Genomic DNA, 18,913 nt, shown 5'->3' with positions numbered 1-18,913 from the left:
AATTAATCTGCTTTTTGCGCACGAAATAAATTAAATCGAACATCTCATTATTTACATAATGATGTGGTGGGGTTTTTATTACTTAATTTTAAGCTAAGGATTTATTATGCAGGCACTTATTAATAATGTGACTCGTTCATTTTCATCTATTTTTGGCTACGTACCTACACATTTTATTCAAGCGCCAGGTAGGGTAAATCTTATTGGCGAACACACTGATTATAATGATGGGTTTGTTTTACCTTGCGCCATTAATTATCAAATGGTCGTTGCCGCTGCAAAACGAGAAGATAATACTATTCGTGTCATTGCGGTTGATTATCAAAATGAAGTGGATGAATTTAGCCTCGATAATACCATTGAGTTTTTACCTAATAAAATGTGGGCTAATTACGTTCGAGGTGTTATTCATTTTCTACAAAAAGATAACTATTCTTTTTATGGTATGGATATCGCAATATCTGGAAATGTTCCTCAAGGTGCAGGATTAAGTTCTTCTGCCGCGTTAGAAGTTGCCATTGGTCAAACGCTTAAAACACTTTATCAATTACCTATTAGCCAAAAAGAGATTGCATTAAATGGCCAGAAAGCAGAAAACCAATTTGTTGGTTGTAACTGTGGCATTATGGATCAGCTTATTTCGGCTTGTGGTGAAGAAAATCATGCACTATTAATCGACTGTCGTTCATTAGAAACGTTGGCAGTAACAATGCCAGAAAATATGGTCGTGATGATTATCAACACCAATAAAAAGCGTGGCTTAGTGGATAGTGAGTACAATACTCGTCGTCAACAGTGTGAAGAAGCCGCTCGTATTCTAAATGTGACTGCATTAAGAGATGCCACATTAGATGATTTACTTGCTAAAAAAGCATTAATGAGTGACGTGGTTTATCGTCGAGCTCGTCATGTTATCACTGAAAATAGCCGTACATTAGATGCGGCAGAAGCTTTACGCCATGGTGATTTAACCACATTGAGTCAGTTAATGATGCAATCACATCACTCAATGCGCGATGATTTTGAAATCACAGTCAACGAGGTTGATTCATTGGTTGAAATCGTGAAATCGGTGATTGGTGATCGTGGTGGTGTAAGAATGACAGGTGGTGGATTTGGCGGTTGTGTCGTAGCATTAGTGACACCAGATTTAGTTGATAAAGTCGTTGATTCTGTTAAGGCGCAATATGAGGCTAAAACGGGATTAAAAGAAACTATCTATGTCTGCTCTGCAAGCCAAGGAGCGGGCTATTCGGAGGCAAAATAATGGCGACTAATGAGCTTCGTTTTTTTGAACCTGAACAAATGACAGCACAACCAGCATCAGATGGAAGATCTGCGCAAATAGTGGTGCTTAAAAATCGTTTTGGTATGTCTATTTCTTTAATGGATATTGGTGCAACTTGGTTAACCTGTATTGTACCAGTTAATGGATATCGTCGAGATGTGTTATTAGGCTCTGCGGATATGAATGCCCATAAACAACAAACAGCGTATTTAGGCGCAACGGTTGGGCGTTTTGCTAATCGTATTGCAGGGGCGAAGTTTGTATTAGAGGGGCAAGAATATAAAATTAGTGCGAATGAAGGTAAAAATACCTTACATGGTGGTAAGCAAAACTTTAGCTATATTCGCTGGGGGATCACCGCACAATCTTCTCAATCCGTCACTTTTTCACTAATTTCAAATGATGGTGACCAAGGTTTTCCCGGTACGGTGAAAGTAAGCGTGACCTATACACTGACAGATAATAATGAAGTGTGTATTGATTATCAGGCGATGAGCGATAAAACTACGCCATTAAGTTTAACTAATCATGCTTATTTCAATCTTGCGGGTGAACATACTGAGCGCACTGCACTTGAGCATGATTTAAAAATTTGTGCGACTCATTATTTAAAAAATGGTAAAGGCAATATTCCTACGGGAGAGTTTGCAAGCGTAATAGGAACAGGATTTGATTTTCGTAAATTAAAACGTGTTGGTCTTGATTTTATGGCTGATGAGTGCCAAAAAGCTGCAAATGGTTACGATCATACGTTTATTTTGGATAAGAAAGCGATTGAGGATAAAACCCCTATTGCGACCGTTATTGCCCCTGAAGGCGAACTTAAAATGGATGTTTTTACAACAATGCCTTCTGTCCAGTTCTATACAGGTAACTTTTTGGTTGGAACTAGAGGAAAGAGTCGTCATTACGGCAATTACTCCGGATTAGCATTAGAAACACAATATTTCCCAGATGGCCCTAATCATCCAGAATGGCATGAAAACCAAGGTATTTTACCTGCAAATACCGCGTGGAATAGCCAAACAATCTATAAGTTTTACTCGTAACCACAAAAGGAAAGTGTAAACGCTTTCCTTTTCACTATTTATTTGATCTTTTTACTTTTTAAATTTCACATCTTCGCTGATAATCAAGCCACTTAAATTCTATTACTCTCTTTTTTCTTTGTTTGTAGATTAACGGTTCGTTATTTCTTAACCATGAATAAAGGTGATCCATAAGGGGTGGATATGGCGACTATCAAAGATGTAGCGAAAGAAGCAGGGGTTTCTGTCGCGACTGTATCTAGAGTCATTAATAACTCGCCGAAAGCAAGTCAAACATCTATCGAAACCGTTAATGTCGCGATGCAAAAGCTAGGCTATCGACCTAATGCGGCAGCAAGGGCTTTGGTTAGCCAAAGTACGCAAACTTTGGGTGTTTTAGTGCATGACGTTTCTGATCCCTTTTTTGGCACTCTCGTTAAAGCGGTTGATAACGTTGCAAGACAATCAGGGAAGCACATCTTAGTCTGTAATGGTTATCATGATGCTCAAGATGAGCGACAATCTATCGAGTTATTGATTAATAGTCGCTGTGATGGTTTGGTTATTCATTCAAAGGCACTTTCTGATGAAGAGTTGCTGGCTTATGCGCATGAAGTTAAAAGCATGGTATTGATTAACCGTTTTATTCCTGAAATTGCCGAACGTTGTGTCGCTTTAGATAATTATAAAGGGGCATGGATGGCAACAGAGCATCTTATTCGTCAAGGCCATACTAAAATCGCATATATTTCATCTACTCATCATATTGAAGATACAACTCAGCGCCTTGCTGGTTATAAAGCTGCATTAGAAGCTAATAATATCTCATTGCCAGAAAGCTATATTGAGTATGGTGAGCCTGAAGGTGAAGGCGGTGAAAAAGCAATGATGCATCTGCTAACGAAATCTATCGATTTTACAGCCGTAGTGACTTACAACGATTTTATGGCAGCAGGGGCTTTATCTGTTTTGGATGAAAATGAAATCCCTGTGCCTGAAAAAATCTCAGTTATTGGCTTTGATGACGTATTAATTGCACGCTATATTCACCCTCGTTTAACCACAGTGCGTTATCCCGTACAAATGATGGCAGAACAAGCCGCAACACTCGCTATCAGGCTTTCTAAAGGGGAAGTACTAGAGCAAAAACAACGCATTTTTTCGCCAACATTAGTTCAACGTAATTCCGTTTTTAATCTTAGTCACCTCTCTTAATTACCTCATTTACTTTTTAATCTAGTTGAGCCTCTTAATGATCTTCACATTAAGAGGTCATACTTAACCAACTGGTGTAATCGTTATCATTTGTAGAGCTTTTTTAAACGATTATTTTAATGTCGGAAATTTATAAAATAAAACCATCATCGTGTTTTAAGCTTAAATATTGCTTTACTCGTTATGGTAATCGTTTGTTTTCCTATTTTATGATCCATTTACGTAACATAAGCGATAAAATTGTGAACAGAGTAACGGAAAAAGACCGTGAAAACGTTTACATTAAAATCCTATTCTCTCTATGGGTCTGAAAGGAAAATATTATGCATACAGAAGGTGTTGGGTTAAGCACAATAGACTATGCAATTTTTGCCCTCTATGTCGTTATCATTATTAGTCTAGGGTTATGGGTTTCTCGTTCAAAGGATGGTGAGAAAAAAGGAACAAAGGACTACTTCTTAGCAGGTAAAACTCTTCCTTGGTGGGCAATTGGTTCTTCGCTTATTGCCGCTAATATTTCAGCAGAACAATTTATTGGAATGTCAGGTTCTGGTTTCTCCATTGGTCTTGCTATCGCTTCTTATGAATGGATGGCAGCACTGACATTAATTATTGTTGCTAAATACTTTTTACCTGTCTTTATCGAAAAGGGTATTTATACCATTCCAGAATTTGTCGAGAATCGTTTTAAAAGCCGTAACTTAAAAACCATTCTTGCAGTGTTCTGGCTGGCATTATTTATCTTTGTTAACTTAACATCGGTACTTTATTTAGGTTCATTGGCATTAGAAACCATCCTTGGCGTACCAATGATGTATGCCATTATTGGTTTAGCATTATTTGCTGTTATCTACTCACTCTATGGCGGGCTTTCTGCTGTTGCGTGGACAGACGTGGTACAAGTGTTCTTCCTTATCCTTGGTGGTTTATTTACCACTGTATTAGCCGTCAGCTATATTGGTGGAGATGGTGGGATCATGGAAGGTTTAAGCAAAATGACACAAGCCGCGCCTGATCACTTTAAAATGATCTTAGAGAAAGATAATCCGCAATTTATGAACTTACCGGGGATCGCAGTACTGATTGGTGGTTTATGGGTTGCTAATCTCTATTATTGGGGCTTTAACCAATACATTATTCAGCGTGCTTTAGCAGCTAAGTCTATAAATGAAGCGCAAAAAGGGCTAGTGTTTGCTGCATTCTTAAAACTCATAGTGCCTGTTCTTGTCGTTGTGCCGGGTATTGCTGCATTTGTTATTACGACTAACCCTGAATTAATGGCGGGTTTAGGTACAATGGCACAAGAGCATATTCCAACATTATCACAAGCAGATAAAGCTTATCCTTGGTTAACTCAGTTCTTACCTGTAGGCGCAAAAGGTATTGTTTTTGCTGCACTTGCTGCTGCAATAGTTTCATCTTTGGCATCGATGCTTAACTCTATCGCGACTATTTTCACGATGGATATCTATAAAGAGTATATTGGGCCAAAAACGTCTGAAACACGTTTAGTGAACGTAGGTCGTATTAGCGCCGTTGTTGCTCTAATTATTGCTTGCTTTATTGCGCCATTATTAGGTGGTATCGATCAGGCATTCCAATATATTCAGGAATATACAGGCTTAGTCAGCCCAGGAATTTTAGCGGTATTCCTGCTAGGTTTATTCTGGAAAAAAACGAATGCAAAAGGTGCAATCATTGGTGTGGTTTTATCTATACCGTTTGCATTATTCCTAAAATTAATGCCATTAGGTATGCCATTCCTTGATCAAATGATGTACACCTTTATGTTTACAACGGTTGTGATTGCTTTAGTGAGTTTAACCTCGACTAAAACGGATGACAGTGTAGGGGCGATTGCATTAACAGATAAAACCTTTAAAACACAAAGCGGATTCAATATTGCTTCTTATGCCATTATGGTCATTTTGTGTGTGCTTTATGCCGTATTCTGGTAATCACAAGATTGTAATTTGTTAATTTTCTAAATCTAAAAATACCCTACAAAACGATACAAAGCAGATGGTTATGCCATCTGCTTTTTTTGTACTCAGGATCTGCTGTTTCTGTACTTAATAGGAATAGCACTAATTTGCTTTGATACAGATTAAAAAAAAACACTAAATATGAAAAGAAAATCATTCTCATGATTATTTGATTAAGATAATATTAATCATTCTCATTATTATAAATATTATGGATTCAGGGGATCTCTATGAACTTTAAAATGGGCGTTTTAACTGCCTGTATTTTATCTGCCTCTTACCCGCTGTATGCACAAGAAAACAAAGAAGAAAAACTTGTTGTATCAGCATCAGGGTTTGCTCAACAAATTACAGATGCACCAGCAAGTATCACTGTGATCAGCAAAGAGCAACTCGCTAAAAAACCCGTTCATGATTTAGCCGACGCTGTAAAAGGTGTTGAAGGCGTTAGCATTAATGGTAATGCTAATAAACAAGAAATCACGATGCGTGGTTTACCAGGCGAATACACACTTATTCTTGTTGATGGTCGTCGCCAAAATAGCCGTGAGTCGCGCCCTAATGGGAGTGGTGGCTATGAAGGTGGTTTTATTCCACCCGCAGATGCGATTGAACGCATAGAAGTTATTCGTGGACCAATGTCATCTCTGTATGGTTCAGATGCGATGGGTGGTGTTATCAATATCATCACGAAACCAGTAACAAAAGAGTGGCATGGCTCTGTTGCACTTGGCGGTACATTGCAACATAACCGTGATGCAGGCGATTCTATTAATGGTGATTTTTATCTTTCAGGGCCTTTAATTGAAGATAAATTAGGCTTACAGCTTTACGGCAGTAGCTATTTACGTGCCGAAGATAAAATCACTTATGGTCAAGGTCGTAATGATAATAAAAACATTACGGCAAAATTGGCATTCACACCGACTGATAATCAAACCATTTTATTAGAAGCGGGTCGCAATACGTTACAACGTACAACGACGCCGGGTAAATCCATGAGCGAATTTACTATCCGTGGTGGAAAAGCGGATGAAAATAAAATGCTGGAAACCAATAATGACCGTAATCACTGGGCATTAACCTATAAAAATCAGTTTGATATTTTGCATTCAGAACTAAGTGTTTATCAAGAACAGACTAAACGCATCACCAAAACAGAAATGATTGATAAAACGACGAAGGAGCGTGAAGAGTATTACGAAGATCGTCGTCCTGAAATTACCAATACTGTTTTTGATGCTAAATTTACTGCATTCTTACCTGATAATGTGATGACCTTTGGTGGTCAATATCAATATTCACGTTTAAAAGATGAATCATCCACTGGCTCTGGCATTAAGCAATCTACTATTACCGCTGATCAAAAAGCATTATTCCTTGAAGATGAATATAGCGTAACAGACAACCTCGCGTTAACTGGCGGTGTGCGTCTTGATGATCATGAATATTACGGTAATCACTGGAGCCCAAGAGCCTATGCCGTTTATCATTTAACGGATGAATTCACTTTAAAAGGCGGTGTGGCGAAAGCCTTTAAAGCACCAAGTTTACGTGAAATCAGCCCTGAATACGGCACTTCAACTGAAAAAGGCCGTGCGATTATGTACGGTAATCGTGATTTAAAACCTGAAACATCAGTTAGCCAAGAAATTGGTATTGGTTATGATAATGGGGATGGTTTTACTGCAAGTGTGACTTTCTTTAATACTGATTTTAAAGATAAGCTAACGAATTATGACACCGGTGAAATAGACCCAATTACAGGTTTAAAACTGTATCAATACGATAATGTCGGTAAAGCGAATATTAAAGGGATTGAAACAGCAGTCGGTTTCCCAATTACGGAAAGTTGGCATGTCAATGCAAACTACACCTATATCGACTCAGAGCGTAAAAGTGATGATGAAAAACTAGGTTCAGGTGAATCCTTAAAAGGCTACCCATTAGACTTAACACCAAAACACAGCGCCAATGCACGAATTGATTGGCAGTTTGATGAAGCCACCAGTTTTTATGCCAATACCGCTTATACCGGAAAACAAATTTGGGCAGCACAGCGTAATGGTTACACTGGGGCGCGTTATCGTAGTGGGTACACCACCTTTGATTTAGGGGCTACTTACAACTTTAATAAAAATACCATGCTGAATTTAGCAGTATTAAATATTACAGATGAAACAGGTCCTGCTGTAAATGATAAAGGCGGTAACTGGGTTGTCGATGAAGGTCGTCGCTATTGGGCAAATATTAAATATAGCTTTTAATCGATCTTAAATGAAATAAACCCCATTAAATATGGGGTTTATTTTTTTATGCCTCTCTATTATTTTCATCTTAATGGTTCATTTTTTAAATTACCGACAGAGTATCTGATTTATGCGAATACTAATGTTATGTGGAATGATTATGTTATCTGCGGTGGCTCAAGCTAGACCTAACCAAGAAGTTCCTGAAATTGAGTCTCAGGCTCACTCTTATTATCAAATTACAAATAAAGAAGTGGCATATGAAGGAAAACAATATCGCCTCTTTTTGGCTATTCCTAAAAACACCACTAAGACAGCACTAATTTATAGTGTTGATGGAAATGCTCAGTTTCCGTTGATGGTAAACGAAGCCATAAAACAGAAAAATAAGCCGTTGCCTGCAATTATCAGTGTGGGGTATGTGGGTGATAAAGCCTATTTTATTACAGAAAGAACGCATGATTACACACCGAATGCAACAGGAGAAGCATTTAGCCGAGGCGGAAATGCAGAGAATTTTTATCAATTTTTCTTAACGCAAGTAAGACCTTATGCGTTAGAGCAACTCGCCAAAGAGAAAGTTTCGATTACTCAGCAATCGCTGTTTGGTCACTCTTTCGGTGGTGTATTTACCCTCTATGTTTTATTCAATCATCCAGAAACATTTCAACGTTATATCGCAGCAAGCCCATCATTATGGTGGGGAAAAGGCGAATGGGTGAAAAAAGAGCAGTGGCAAGCTATTCCTAATGATATTTCTATTACAATAGCCTTGGGTGAAAAAGAAGAAAACCCAGATTTAAGCCGATTAAGTGAAGAACAACAGAAAAATTATCAAGAGCGTAGTAGCTGGTTAACGCAACGTCAGTTGTGCCAATATTTATCGGAAGCGGGAAAACAGTGTGAGTTTTATCTGTTTGAGGGTAAAGGTCATGGTGGTTCAATTCCTGATGCGATTAATATTGCTTTAGAAAAAAGTGTAGAATAAACAAAACCATCTCTTCGTTTTTAGCTATCCTATCGAGTAACGATAGGATAGTAATGAATATTTATTATTTCTATTTTATTTAGTACGTATTTAATCGTAATTTTCTTAATAAAAAATACTTATCATTTAATAAAAATAAATATTAGATTAGAGCTATTTCCTTTTGGTAGAAAAAGACGATAATCATGATTGATATAAATAAAATTGTTTTCTGACATTAGATTTTATAATTTTATTTATCATCATTTAAACGCTATATTCGCGTCTCCTGAATTTTGGGACGCCATCCACTGTTTTCACCTTTGTTTCTTTTATCTTTCCTAGATAAAAGAACAGCCTCTATCAGGCATCGAGAAAACAGCGCATCATCAACCGTTTTGATTGTGGAGACGAGGGTAGTGAAACAGAACACTACTTTGGTACGCAAAGGCGACAGTACATTAGTACCTGTGGCTGGGTTAACGGTATTTGCTATCGCGTCAGGCTATTTAATGAGTTTAATTCCACTGTCTATGAGCAGTTTTGGAATGGATACACTCTATGCCAGTTGGTTAGCAAGTATTTATTTTATTGGATTGTTAATAGGTTCAGTCATGATAGAACCTATTATTGCAAGAATAGGGCATCGTCTTTCTTTCGTTGTATTTTTATTATTACTGGCAGTGACTGTCGGTGTGTTGCCTTTTATGCCTTATTTATCAGCATGGATGGTTTTCCGTTTTATTGGTGGTATGGCTGTTGCAGGTATATTTGTTGTTGTCGAGTCATGGCTATTAATTGGCGATAATCCTAAAGAGCGAGCTAAACGCTTAGGTTTTTATATGACCTCGCTTTATGGTGGCACAACATTAGGGCAATTGGCGATTGGTGCGATTGGTACGCAAGGCGCTATTCCGTTTATGGCGATTTTAGTTTTGTTACTCATTGCCGTATTACCGCCTCTGCTTTTTAAACAAGGGCAACCACAAGGGCACTGTCATAAAAGTTTGTCACTCAAGCAGATGAGCCGATTAAATAAAGCAGCGTTAGTCGGCTGTATGGTGTCTGGCGTTGTGATGGGCAGTATTTATGGCATGATGCCATTGGCTTTAAATCAAGGGCAATTTACAACAGACCAAATAGGTGTGTTGATGGCAGCAATTATTTTAGGCGGAATGGTGATCCAGCCTATTATTAGCAAATTGTCTGTGATGATAAGCAAGACACTGTTATTAGCGATGATGTGTTTAGTGGGCGTTTTTGCCATGGGACTGACTTACCTTTCTAGCGATTATATGGTGCTCATTATTGCACTAGCGCTATTGGGAATGTCATCTTTTGCACTTTATCCGATCGCTATTACATTGGCATGTGACCATGTGAATGCGAGTTACATTGTCGCTATTACACAAGTGATGCTATTAAGTTATAGCATTGGCTCCGCTATTGGGCCTTTAGGAGCAGGGATGTTTATGGCACAAGCCAATAACGGCATTATGAATTTCTTCTTTGTGGTTTTATTAGTGACGGCAATTTATATGCTCTTTGCAAGTTTACGCCGTAAAAGCCATATTGTGTTGAACTAAACTGTTTTCTCTTACTTGTTCTCTTTCTTATTTTTTCTCTTATTTATCGACCGAGCTTACCAAAAGGTGGCTCGGTTTTTTTATCTTTACTCTAAAAACTAATCTAAAAACGAATTAAGACTTCCCTGATATTTTTATGCTGTGCTTTATCAGTATAAACAGATAACGTTATTCCTTTCTTAAATAATGGATTTAACTTTTTCATGGAGAACAGACAGTGAAAATAATGAAAATTACCGTTTTACTCTTACTCATTATTCCCTTTTCAAATGCTCAAGCGATAACTTCAGAACAAAATAAAAAGCTGGTGGAGTATGCTGCCGACTTACCTAGAGCCGTATTTTACGATTCTGATTATCGTAAAATAGACTACCCAATGGGGGACGTGCCTGCTTATAAAGGAGTATGTAGTGATGTGATTATTCGTAGTTATCGTGGAATTGATATCGATTTACAAAAATTATTACATGAAGATATTAAAGCCAATTTTTCCGCTTACCCCAGTAAACGAATGTGGGGATTGAATAAACCCGATACAAATATTGATCACCGTAGAGTTCCCAACTTAGAAGTCTTTTTCACACGAAAAGGGAAAGTAAAACCGATTACAAAAAATGCAGAAGACTATGTACCGGGCGATATTGTTAGCTGGCGTCTAGATAATGGGCGACCTCATATTGGCATTGTAGTAAATGAAAAAAGCTGGGATAACCAGCGCTATCTAGTTATGCATAATATTGGGTTTGGGCAAGTCGCTGAGGATGTTTTATTTTCATGGAAAATAACAGGGCATTTTACCTACTAAATAGGTAAATGAGGAAAATTGGGATATTTAGTTTTTTATAAAAAATAGAATAAAAATAATAATAGTGAAAATAAATCTAAATTTAAGCGATAAGTAAAATAATGCCCATACTGATTTTATGTAAAGTATGGGCATTATTTCTGGGGAAGAATATTTTCATCAGAAATATTCATAATCATTCCTCTAAGCCACCGAGTAACATACTAACGACAGCAGTAGAACAGATAAAAGAAAGGAAAAGGATAAAAAAAGAGCTGCTGATCATAATACCCTCCAAATATGTTGCTATTTTTAAATAAAAAACCTCACTAAATATGCGTTATTAATTCATTACCTTATATACTAGGTTGTTTAAAAATAAAGTCAAACTAACGTATTATTTAATAATGATTTTTTGTGGTGTTGTTTTATTTTTTATAAAAAAGCGTGTTGGATGTTACTAAATGATCAGGAGGGGCTTAACCCCTCTGATGTCTTACGCGCTGTGAGGTAAGATGATGTGAGTTAATGGCGGTAAACCATAAGCCGCTCTCGCACGATCACAAGCTTCATTAGGAATGCCATTTACCCAAGATTGTTGAAACTCACGACAAGGAGAAGGACGTTGTTCGTAAATAGAGCAGCTTACACACTCCCCAACTTCACCAATCAGTTTGTCACAGCGTGGTTTTTTAGAATTCGTTCCTTTCATACAAGAGAGAAAAGGCGTTAATGGTTCTGTTAATTCATCTGGAACCACGCCTCCACCACTTACCATTTCTGCCCAATAGAACGAAACTCTAAAATAGGCGCAACAAGCACCACAATGCATACAGGGATTATCCTGCATATAAATAAAATCGTTAGAATGTTTGCTCATACCAGATACCATTTTATCTGACGTTAAAGTGACAAAACGCACGTTTTAAGGGTGCGGTAGTTTAAGAGAGGCAAAAAAAGACAGAGAAACGATGCTTCTCTTAGAGCAATCATTATGCGCCGAATGAAAAATATTTTTCAAGAGAAATGTTTCTACAGATAGAATATTTTTATTACAAAACAGACTATTATTTTGTGAAAATACTCTGAGCAGACTATATAACTTAATGATGAGAGGTGGTGTTATTTAATTCTCCGTAAAAACCACACTATAAATAGTATTAAAAATAATCATAAAGTGAGATTTTGAATAAAAAAAACCTTATCAGTTTTGATAAGGTGATAACAAAACAAGCGTAGATAACATGCTGGAAAAATGAGCTAACGATATCTACTAATAGGTTTTTCTAAAAAGGGCCTTTGAAAATAAATAAAGCACCTGCACCAATTAAAAGAAAACCAATAAAATGATTTAATGTAAAATTTTCTCCCAAGTAAGTGACAGAAAAAATAGCGAAAATGGTTAATGTGATCACTTCTTGTATGGTTTTTAATTCTGCTGCACTGTAGTAATTATGACCAATGCGATTTGCGGGTACTGCAAAACAGTATTCAACAAATGCAATTAACCAGCTTAAAATAATGACAACAATAAGGGATTTATTGCCATATTTTAGATGTCCATACCAAGCAAATGTCATAAAAACGTTGGAAATTATGAGAAGAACAATGGGGGTAAATTTGTAGAGCATATTGGTGATACCACTGGTTGTTTTTAGGCAAAAAATTGCCAATAAGAATGGTATGAGATTACTGTAAAAAAAGAGGGTTTTCTATTGCTATGCCAAGAAAAAAATAGTGAAAATTAAAATGGCAGGATTTTTTTTGTATAAGGAAATTTGTGATTTTATCGATTAAACGTAAAGTTAAAGTAGCAAATGACTATTTTTTAAATTATTGGTTGAGTTTCAATCTATTGATATTGTGTTAAATAATATTTATTTGATAAAGAATAAGCAGAATACGTTTAAATTAAAAAGATATTAATAATATTTTCTTATTATTACTCGATTGAAATTTAAATTTATCGAGTAAGATACGATATATCCTAAAATGATGCTGTTCGCACTAATAGATGTGATATTAGTTATTTTATACATTATGTTGAACATAAATTTTATTATAAATTTCTATAAGGAGTTCGTGTGAAGATAAGTTTATTTCTGATCTCTTGTAGTTTACTTACAGTTAGCTTTTTTTCTTCGGCACAAGGTAAATACGATCCTTTAGCAAAATGTTATGAAGTGACCGCAAACGAGCCGAGAACAGCAGTGCAAGCTTGTTTATTGGATGAGTTAAAACTGACAGAACAGCAAATGAATGTCATTTATGACAAAAGTAAGAGTGATCTTGAAGATACTGATTCTGTTGCAGCAAAGAGCGCCATTGATGCATTAGCCAGTTCTCAACAGCATTTTATTCAATTTAGAAGCGCTGAATGCCAACGACAATCCGCATTATTAATGGGGGGTTCGGGAGCAGGAGATGTTTTACTTGCATGTGAAATAAAATTAAATCAATGGAGAGCAAAAGTTTTATTGAATAATTAATTGGTAAATAATAGAGAAAAACCCAAAAGCCATTAACTTATCTTTTGGGTTTGATTAAGGAGTCGATGAGCGACTCTGACTGTTAGCTATATTGTTATCGTTTTAACGTTATTTTATCTTGAATTAGCAATCTTCAATAATCAGATAAGCTGCATGTACAGGGCCATGAACACCCCATACTTTAATCAATTCAATGTCAGCAGTAGAACTTGCACCACCAATTAAATTGATACAAGACGGCATTCTCACACCTTCTTGAGCCATCTTATGTAAACGCTCAGCAATTTGAGCCACACGAGGTAAAATATCGCTTTTGCGTAGGATTACAATTGAGGTTTCAGGTAGTAAACTCACGGCACGCCCTTTCTCTGGAGACGAAAATAGAACAATCCCACCAGATTCCGTTAATCCCGCTTCAGCAAAAACAATCCCGATTTGAGAGCGTTCAGCATGAACAATATTTTCATGCCCAAGTGTAGGATCCCAAATATAAGTTTCATATTTTTCGCTAACCGCTTTTGTGACGCCAAGTGCATCTAAACGCTCATCACCACTTATTACCACCGAGCCTTTACAATCATAACTTTCACATAGCTCAATTAAGCTATTAATAACTTCATCTGGTTTGCTAACAACACATTTCACCATTTGAGTCTGTGCAAAGTCAGTAAATTCTTTGCACAGTTCATCTTGAGTCAAATTAGTTAAGCGTGTTTTCGCTAAATCATTCACCGGTGTAGGTTGTGGTTGTGGCTTATGCGCAATAGGACGCCCTAATTTTTCAGCAATAGTTTGCAGAAATTCATTACGGTTTTGTTCGTTTAACATATTATTTTTTTCCTTCTGCTTTATGGCGTTTAAACCAACTACGGAAGCTATAACCATCAGGTTTAGGGAGATCACGCGATTCCATCCAATCATTAAGAACACTTATTTTGATTGGTGTAGAACCATTTTTGATCATTAATCCCGCCATTTTTGCACCGACATTCATACCTACTTTCCAAAGGGCAGGGTGTGAATTGAGGTAGTTAAACATACCTGTAACTCGACGTTCTGCTTTTGGTGTAAGGCCTGTTTCTGCCATTACACGGCGATGTTTTAAAATCAGTTGGGCTAAAGGAATTTTGACTGGGCAAACCACATTACAAGCGTTACATAGTGAACATGCATAAGGGAGATCGTGGAAATCTTTATAACCCCCTAATAGTGGTGAAATTACTGCACCAATTGGGCCAGGATAAATAGAGCCATAAGCATGACCACCAATATTACGATAAGCAGGGCATGTATTTAGGCAAGCGCCACAACGAATACAACGTAAAATATCTTTAAATTGTGATCCTAAAATTTCAGAACGGCCATTGTCCACAATCACTAAATGGAACTCTTCAGGGCCATCAACATTGCCGGCTTCTCGTGGACCTGTCACCCAAGTGTTATAGCTGGTTAAACGTGAACCAACGGCGCTACGACATAACATGGTTATTAACGGATCAACTTCTTCAAAGGTTGGAGCCACACGTTCCATACCCATAACCGCTATATGGGTTTTAGGTAATGTTGTGGTCATCCTTGCATTACCTTCATTGGTGACTAAACAGACAGTACCTGTTTCAGCCACGGCAAAGTTACAGCCAGTGACGCCAATATCAGCAGAAAGGAAATCTTGTCTTATACGTTGTCTAATGAAAAGCGTCATGTCTTCTGGCGTTTCACTGCCTTCATAATTGAGTTTTTCATTTAAAACTTTGCGAATTTGATAACGATCTTTGTGGATCGCCGGAACCACGATATGAGACGGTGGATCATTATCTAATTGAAGAATATATTCACCAAGGTCAGTTTCGATGATCTCAATGCCTTCATTTTGTAAGGCTTTATTCATCCCAATTTCTTCGGTGACCATTGATTTAGATTTTACAATCTTCTTCGCGTTTTTCTTTTTGGCAACTTCACAAATATAACGAGAGGCATCCTCTGCTGTTTTAGCAAAATAAACATGGCCTCCGTTTTCAGTCACTTTTTCGGATAATTGATAGAGATAAGCATCTAAGTTTTCAAGAACATGGTTACGGATTTGTTCAGCACGATCACGCCACTCTTCCCAATTACCCAGTTCTTTCACCATGATTTGACGGTTAGCCCCAATACGTTCTTGCGCCATAACAACCGCATTACGCATGATTGTGTCTTTCATTTCATGTTCTAGACGAGGTCTAAAATCTATATCACTGGTTTTGATAGACATAAGCAGGCTCCTTTATTGGCTCATTAAAACTTGTGCAATATGCAACACTTTTACAGGACGTTTTTCACGACTTAAACGACCTTGAATGTTGATTAAGCAGCTTGTATCGGCACCAATGACATAATCAGGACTCACATCCATAATATGTTTGACTTTCTCAGTTACCATTTCGCCTGAAATTTCAGACATCTTCACGGAGAAAGTTCCCCCAAATCCACAGCAGGTTTCTGAGTTTGCAAAAGGCAACATTTCAAGACCTTCAACATGTTTTAACAGCGTTAAAGGCTCACTTACGACACCTAACTTTCTGGTTAAACTGCAAGATGGGTGATAAACCGCTTTACCTGGCAGACGAGCGCCAACATCAACAACACCAAGGGTGTTAACAATAAAGCTGGTTAAATCAATAAGGCGATTGGCAACACCTTGTGCACGTAATGCCCATTGTGGTTCATCAGCAAGATAAGTTGGATAACCTTTAATAGCATAAGTACAGGAGCCTGCGGGTGAAATAATGGGATAGTCGTTCACTTCCAATGTTTCAATTAACGATTTCATGGCGGGTTTTGCGTTATTTACATAACCGCTATTAAGCGCAGGCTGACCACAGCAACCTTGGCGTTCTTGAAATAAGACTTCGCAGCCTAATTTTTCAAGTAACAAGACGGTGTCTCGGGCTGAATCTGCTTTCAGCACATCACCAAGACAAGTCGCATAAAAATTAACTTTCATTAATCGAACTCCAAAACATCGCTCAGATGTTATTATTTTTGCTAAAGATAAAATTCTTTTATTGCTTCGTTATAAGAGGAGAAAGAAGTGGGGTGAGCACGCTCCCTTCTCCTTATTAATTAATTCATTAGATGATAAATAATGCCGATCTTCGCCCCAAGAATAACGATGTAGGCGATACAGTATTTTAAGGTTTCACGCATAATGGCGCTGCTTTGGCCATCCATTTTTGTCGCTGAAACAGCAATGGCGATACTTTGAGGTGAGATCATTTTACCGCCTGTTGCACCAGAGGTATTGGCAGCGGCCAGAATGAATGGGTCAATATTAAGTTTAGCTGCGGCACTGGTTTGTAACTTACCAAACAGTACGTTCGAGTTGGTGTCACTACCTGTTACGAAAGTTCCTAACGCACCGATCACTGGAGCAATAAAGATAAATCCAGCACCTGTGAAATCGACTAAGGTTTCAGCGATACTGCCAATCATGCCACTGAAATCCATGACGGTTGCCATTGCTACGATTGCCGTGATGGCAATAATGGAGTTTTTCAGTTGGATAGTCGTTTTAACCAGAACAGAGATAAGTGTTGAAACATTTGCACCTTGAATGGTGCCCCCCACAAAGCTGGCGAGAATAATTAATACCCCTGGCGTACTTAACCAAGCAATGGTTTGATATTCCGTTTGTGTTTCACTTAATACAAATGGGATCTTTGTGGAAATCGCACCCGCCATGCTTTGGAGTGTAGGGAATAAAGGTGAACACGCTAAAATAAAGATAAAGGTAAACAGGTAAATAGAACTTGCTACTAACAACTCTTTGCCAGTGTGTTTTTTGACATTTTTCTGTTTATTACCATTGTTTTTCATGCGTTTAGCAAGGAAAATAACCACAATTAAGCTGACTAAGCTACCTGCAAACGCTGGTAATTCAGCACCTAAATTAGCAGCAACGATATATTGAGGGATTAGTGTACTGATACCACACATTAAGGTAATAAATCCGACACCTTTAATCGCTTTAATTCCACCACCAGCAATGGCAACGATGACAAAAGGCAATACGATATTAAATAATCCCAACTGAATAATAATCGTTTTACTCAGTACTAATACATCAAGCCCTGTGTTTTGCGCCAAAATTGAAACTGGAATACCAACCGCACCAAAAGCAGTAGGAACCGTATTGGCAACTAAAGAGGCAACTGCTGCTTTAAAAGGATCAAATCCAAGTGCAATTAAAATGCCGATAGGAATGGCAACCGCAGTACCGTAACCCGCAACAGCCTCAAGAAAGCCACCAAAACACCATGAGATAAGCAGAACTTGCACTCGCTTATCATCACTTATACCCGCCAGCACATCTTTAAGTACATCCATGCCACTTGTTTTTAGCATTAAGTTATAACTATAAATAGCAGCAAGAATAACGATGATGATTGGCCACAATCCTTTAACTGCACCATAAAGAACAGAGACTGAAGCAAATTGAATGGTGTTGTTCCAATGGAAAATAGCAAGCGCAACAGTTATCACTAAAGATACAAGCACAGCATGGTGAACGGCTGATTTCATTTTTAAGATCATAAAAATCAAAACCGCTAAAGGCACAATGCCTAATAAGAATGATAGATAGTCTGACATGATTATTTTTATCCTTAAGTTTGCAATTTTTATCGTTTATAACTGCGTTGGCAAACCTATTAGTTGGTCATTATATAATTGTGTAGGGTACTAGGTTTTATTAATGCTCTACTTTGCTGAAACGATAAATCATAAATAAAAAAAGATAGTTACTAACCTAAACAATGAAAAATATCATCACTTAGGAAATTGTCAGGTTAGATTAGTTGGCTATTGTAGGGAATATTTATTTAGATGTAATAGAATAAAATCAATTGTGTGACAAATATAAAGAAATTCCTTTTTTCTCATTATTTGCTTGTTAATTGTCGTATTTTTTGATGTTCATCAATGTAATTGGATTGCTAATGTTGTTACTAAATTGGTTTTTGATGAAAAAAAGAACGATATTGATGGTTTTAGCGATGTAATAAAAAGATAAATTTAAGTCTAAAATACCGTTTTTCAGGGTAAAAAAGACTATCGATGCTCAAAATAAGTATTAATTTAATTAATGAATTATTTTTTTACCTATTTTATTAAAAAATAAACTAAACATTTTTTATTTCAATATTTAATTATTATAAATTTTGCCATCTTAACTATTTAAATTATCGTTTGTTTTATTTTTATAATACTCTATCTTACTATCAGTATTATTTTGTTTTTTATTATTATATTGAGATTTATTTTTTATTATATTATTTTTATATT

Annotated in this window: 15 protein-coding genes; 9 read left to right on the top strand and 6 right to left on the bottom strand. The window is 37.0% G+C overall.

All coding sequences use genetic code 11. The annotated features are described in order from the left end of the window. Nucleotides 1-106 precede the first annotated feature (106 nt). The 8 genes from galK (at nt 107) to CBE70_RS08825 (ending at nt 11,123) form a co-directional block, all read left to right on the top strand. Nucleotides 107-1,267 (top strand): galactokinase, encoded by a 1,161-nt coding sequence (gene galK, locus CBE70_RS08860; protein ID WP_100159061.1) that lies wholly within the window; start codon nt 107-109, stop codon nt 1,265-1,267. Next, nucleotides 1,267-2,337 (top strand): galactose-1-epimerase, encoded by a 1,071-nt coding sequence (gene galM, locus CBE70_RS08855; protein WP_100159060.1) that lies wholly within the window; start codon nt 1,267-1,269, stop codon nt 2,335-2,337. The genes galK and galM overlap by 1 nt, the downstream gene beginning before the upstream one ends. Nucleotides 2,338-2,520: 183 nt before the next feature. Then, on the top strand, nt 2,521-3,531 hold the full coding sequence (locus CBE70_RS08850; RefSeq protein ID WP_100159059.1) for a substrate-binding domain-containing protein: 1,011 nt from the start codon (nt 2,521-2,523) through the stop codon (nt 3,529-3,531). 323 nt (nt 3,532-3,854) lie between these two features. Continuing rightward, complete coding sequence (locus tag CBE70_RS08845) at nt 3,855-5,489, top strand: sodium/sugar symporter (RefSeq protein WP_100159058.1); 1,635 nt, start codon at nt 3,855-3,857, stop codon at nt 5,487-5,489. Between the two features lie 257 nt (nt 5,490-5,746). Next, nucleotides 5,747-7,783 (top strand): IreA family TonB-dependent siderophore receptor, encoded by a 2,037-nt coding sequence (locus CBE70_RS08840; RefSeq protein WP_100159057.1) that lies wholly within the window; start codon nt 5,747-5,749, stop codon nt 7,781-7,783. 112 nt (nt 7,784-7,895) lie between these two features. Continuing rightward, entirely contained in the window at nt 7,896-8,753 is an 858-nt protein-coding gene (locus tag CBE70_RS08835; RefSeq protein WP_232797382.1) for an alpha/beta hydrolase, read from the top strand. Nucleotides 8,754-9,151: 398 nt separating this feature from the next. Then, complete coding sequence (locus CBE70_RS08830; RefSeq protein WP_100159055.1) at nt 9,152-10,318, top strand: MFS transporter; 1,167 nt, start codon at nt 9,152-9,154, stop codon at nt 10,316-10,318. Between the two features lie 226 nt (nt 10,319-10,544). After that, nucleotides 10,545-11,123, top strand: coding sequence for a DUF1287 domain-containing protein (locus CBE70_RS08825; RefSeq protein WP_100159054.1), 579 nt, complete (start codon nt 10,545-10,547; stop codon nt 11,121-11,123). 475 nt (nt 11,124-11,598) lie between these two features. Here the strand turns inward: CBE70_RS08825 and CBE70_RS08820 are convergent, their stop codons facing one another. Both CBE70_RS08820 and CBE70_RS08815 read right to left on the bottom strand, forming a co-directional pair. Beyond that, entirely contained in the window at nt 11,599-11,982 is a 384-nt protein-coding gene (locus tag CBE70_RS08820; protein WP_100159053.1) for a YkgJ family cysteine cluster protein, read from the bottom strand. Nucleotides 11,983-12,388: 406 nt separating this feature from the next. Continuing rightward, nucleotides 12,389-12,733, bottom strand: coding sequence for a DMT family protein (locus tag CBE70_RS08815; protein WP_100159052.1), 345 nt, complete (start codon nt 12,731-12,733; stop codon nt 12,389-12,391). 453 nt (nt 12,734-13,186) lie between these two features. Between CBE70_RS08815 and umoC the strand changes: the two genes are divergently transcribed. Beyond that, nucleotides 13,187-13,591, top strand: coding sequence for a lysozyme inhibitor LprI family protein (gene umoC, locus CBE70_RS08810; RefSeq protein ID WP_100159051.1), 405 nt, complete (start codon nt 13,187-13,189; stop codon nt 13,589-13,591). 123 nt (nt 13,592-13,714) lie between these two features. On the opposite strand, the gene CBE70_RS08805 is transcribed toward umoC, so the two are convergent. The 4 genes from CBE70_RS08805 to CBE70_RS08790 all read right to left on the bottom strand — a co-directional run bounded on the left by CBE70_RS08805 (nt 13,715) and on the right by CBE70_RS08790 (nt 18,220). After that, complete coding sequence (locus tag CBE70_RS08805) at nt 13,715-14,419, bottom strand: LutC/YkgG family protein (protein WP_100159050.1); 705 nt, start codon at nt 14,417-14,419, stop codon at nt 13,715-13,717. 1 nt (nt 14,420) lies between these two features. Then, nucleotides 14,421-15,842 (bottom strand): LutB/LldF family L-lactate oxidation iron-sulfur protein, encoded by a 1,422-nt coding sequence (locus tag CBE70_RS08800; RefSeq protein ID WP_075670932.1) that lies wholly within the window; start codon nt 15,840-15,842, stop codon nt 14,421-14,423. Between the two features lie 12 nt (nt 15,843-15,854). Then, nucleotides 15,855-16,574: a (Fe-S)-binding protein gene (locus tag CBE70_RS08795; protein WP_100159049.1), complete on the bottom strand. Its 720-nt coding sequence runs from the start codon at nt 16,572-16,574 to the stop codon at nt 15,855-15,857. A gap of 119 nt (nt 16,575-16,693) precedes the next feature. Then, the gene (locus CBE70_RS08790) at nt 16,694-18,220 is read right to left on the bottom strand and encodes an L-lactate permease (RefSeq protein WP_100159048.1); all 1,527 of its coding nucleotides are present in this window, start codon (nt 18,218-18,220) and stop codon (nt 16,694-16,696) included. Between the last annotated feature and the right edge of the window lie 693 nt (nt 18,221-18,913).

The organism is Proteus columbae (genome assembly GCF_002777965.1).
Lineage (GTDB): Bacteria > Pseudomonadota > Gammaproteobacteria > Enterobacterales > Enterobacteriaceae > Proteus > Proteus columbae.
Note: the sequence above shows the minus strand (reverse complement) of the source record. Positions and strands in the feature narration are given on the sequence as shown.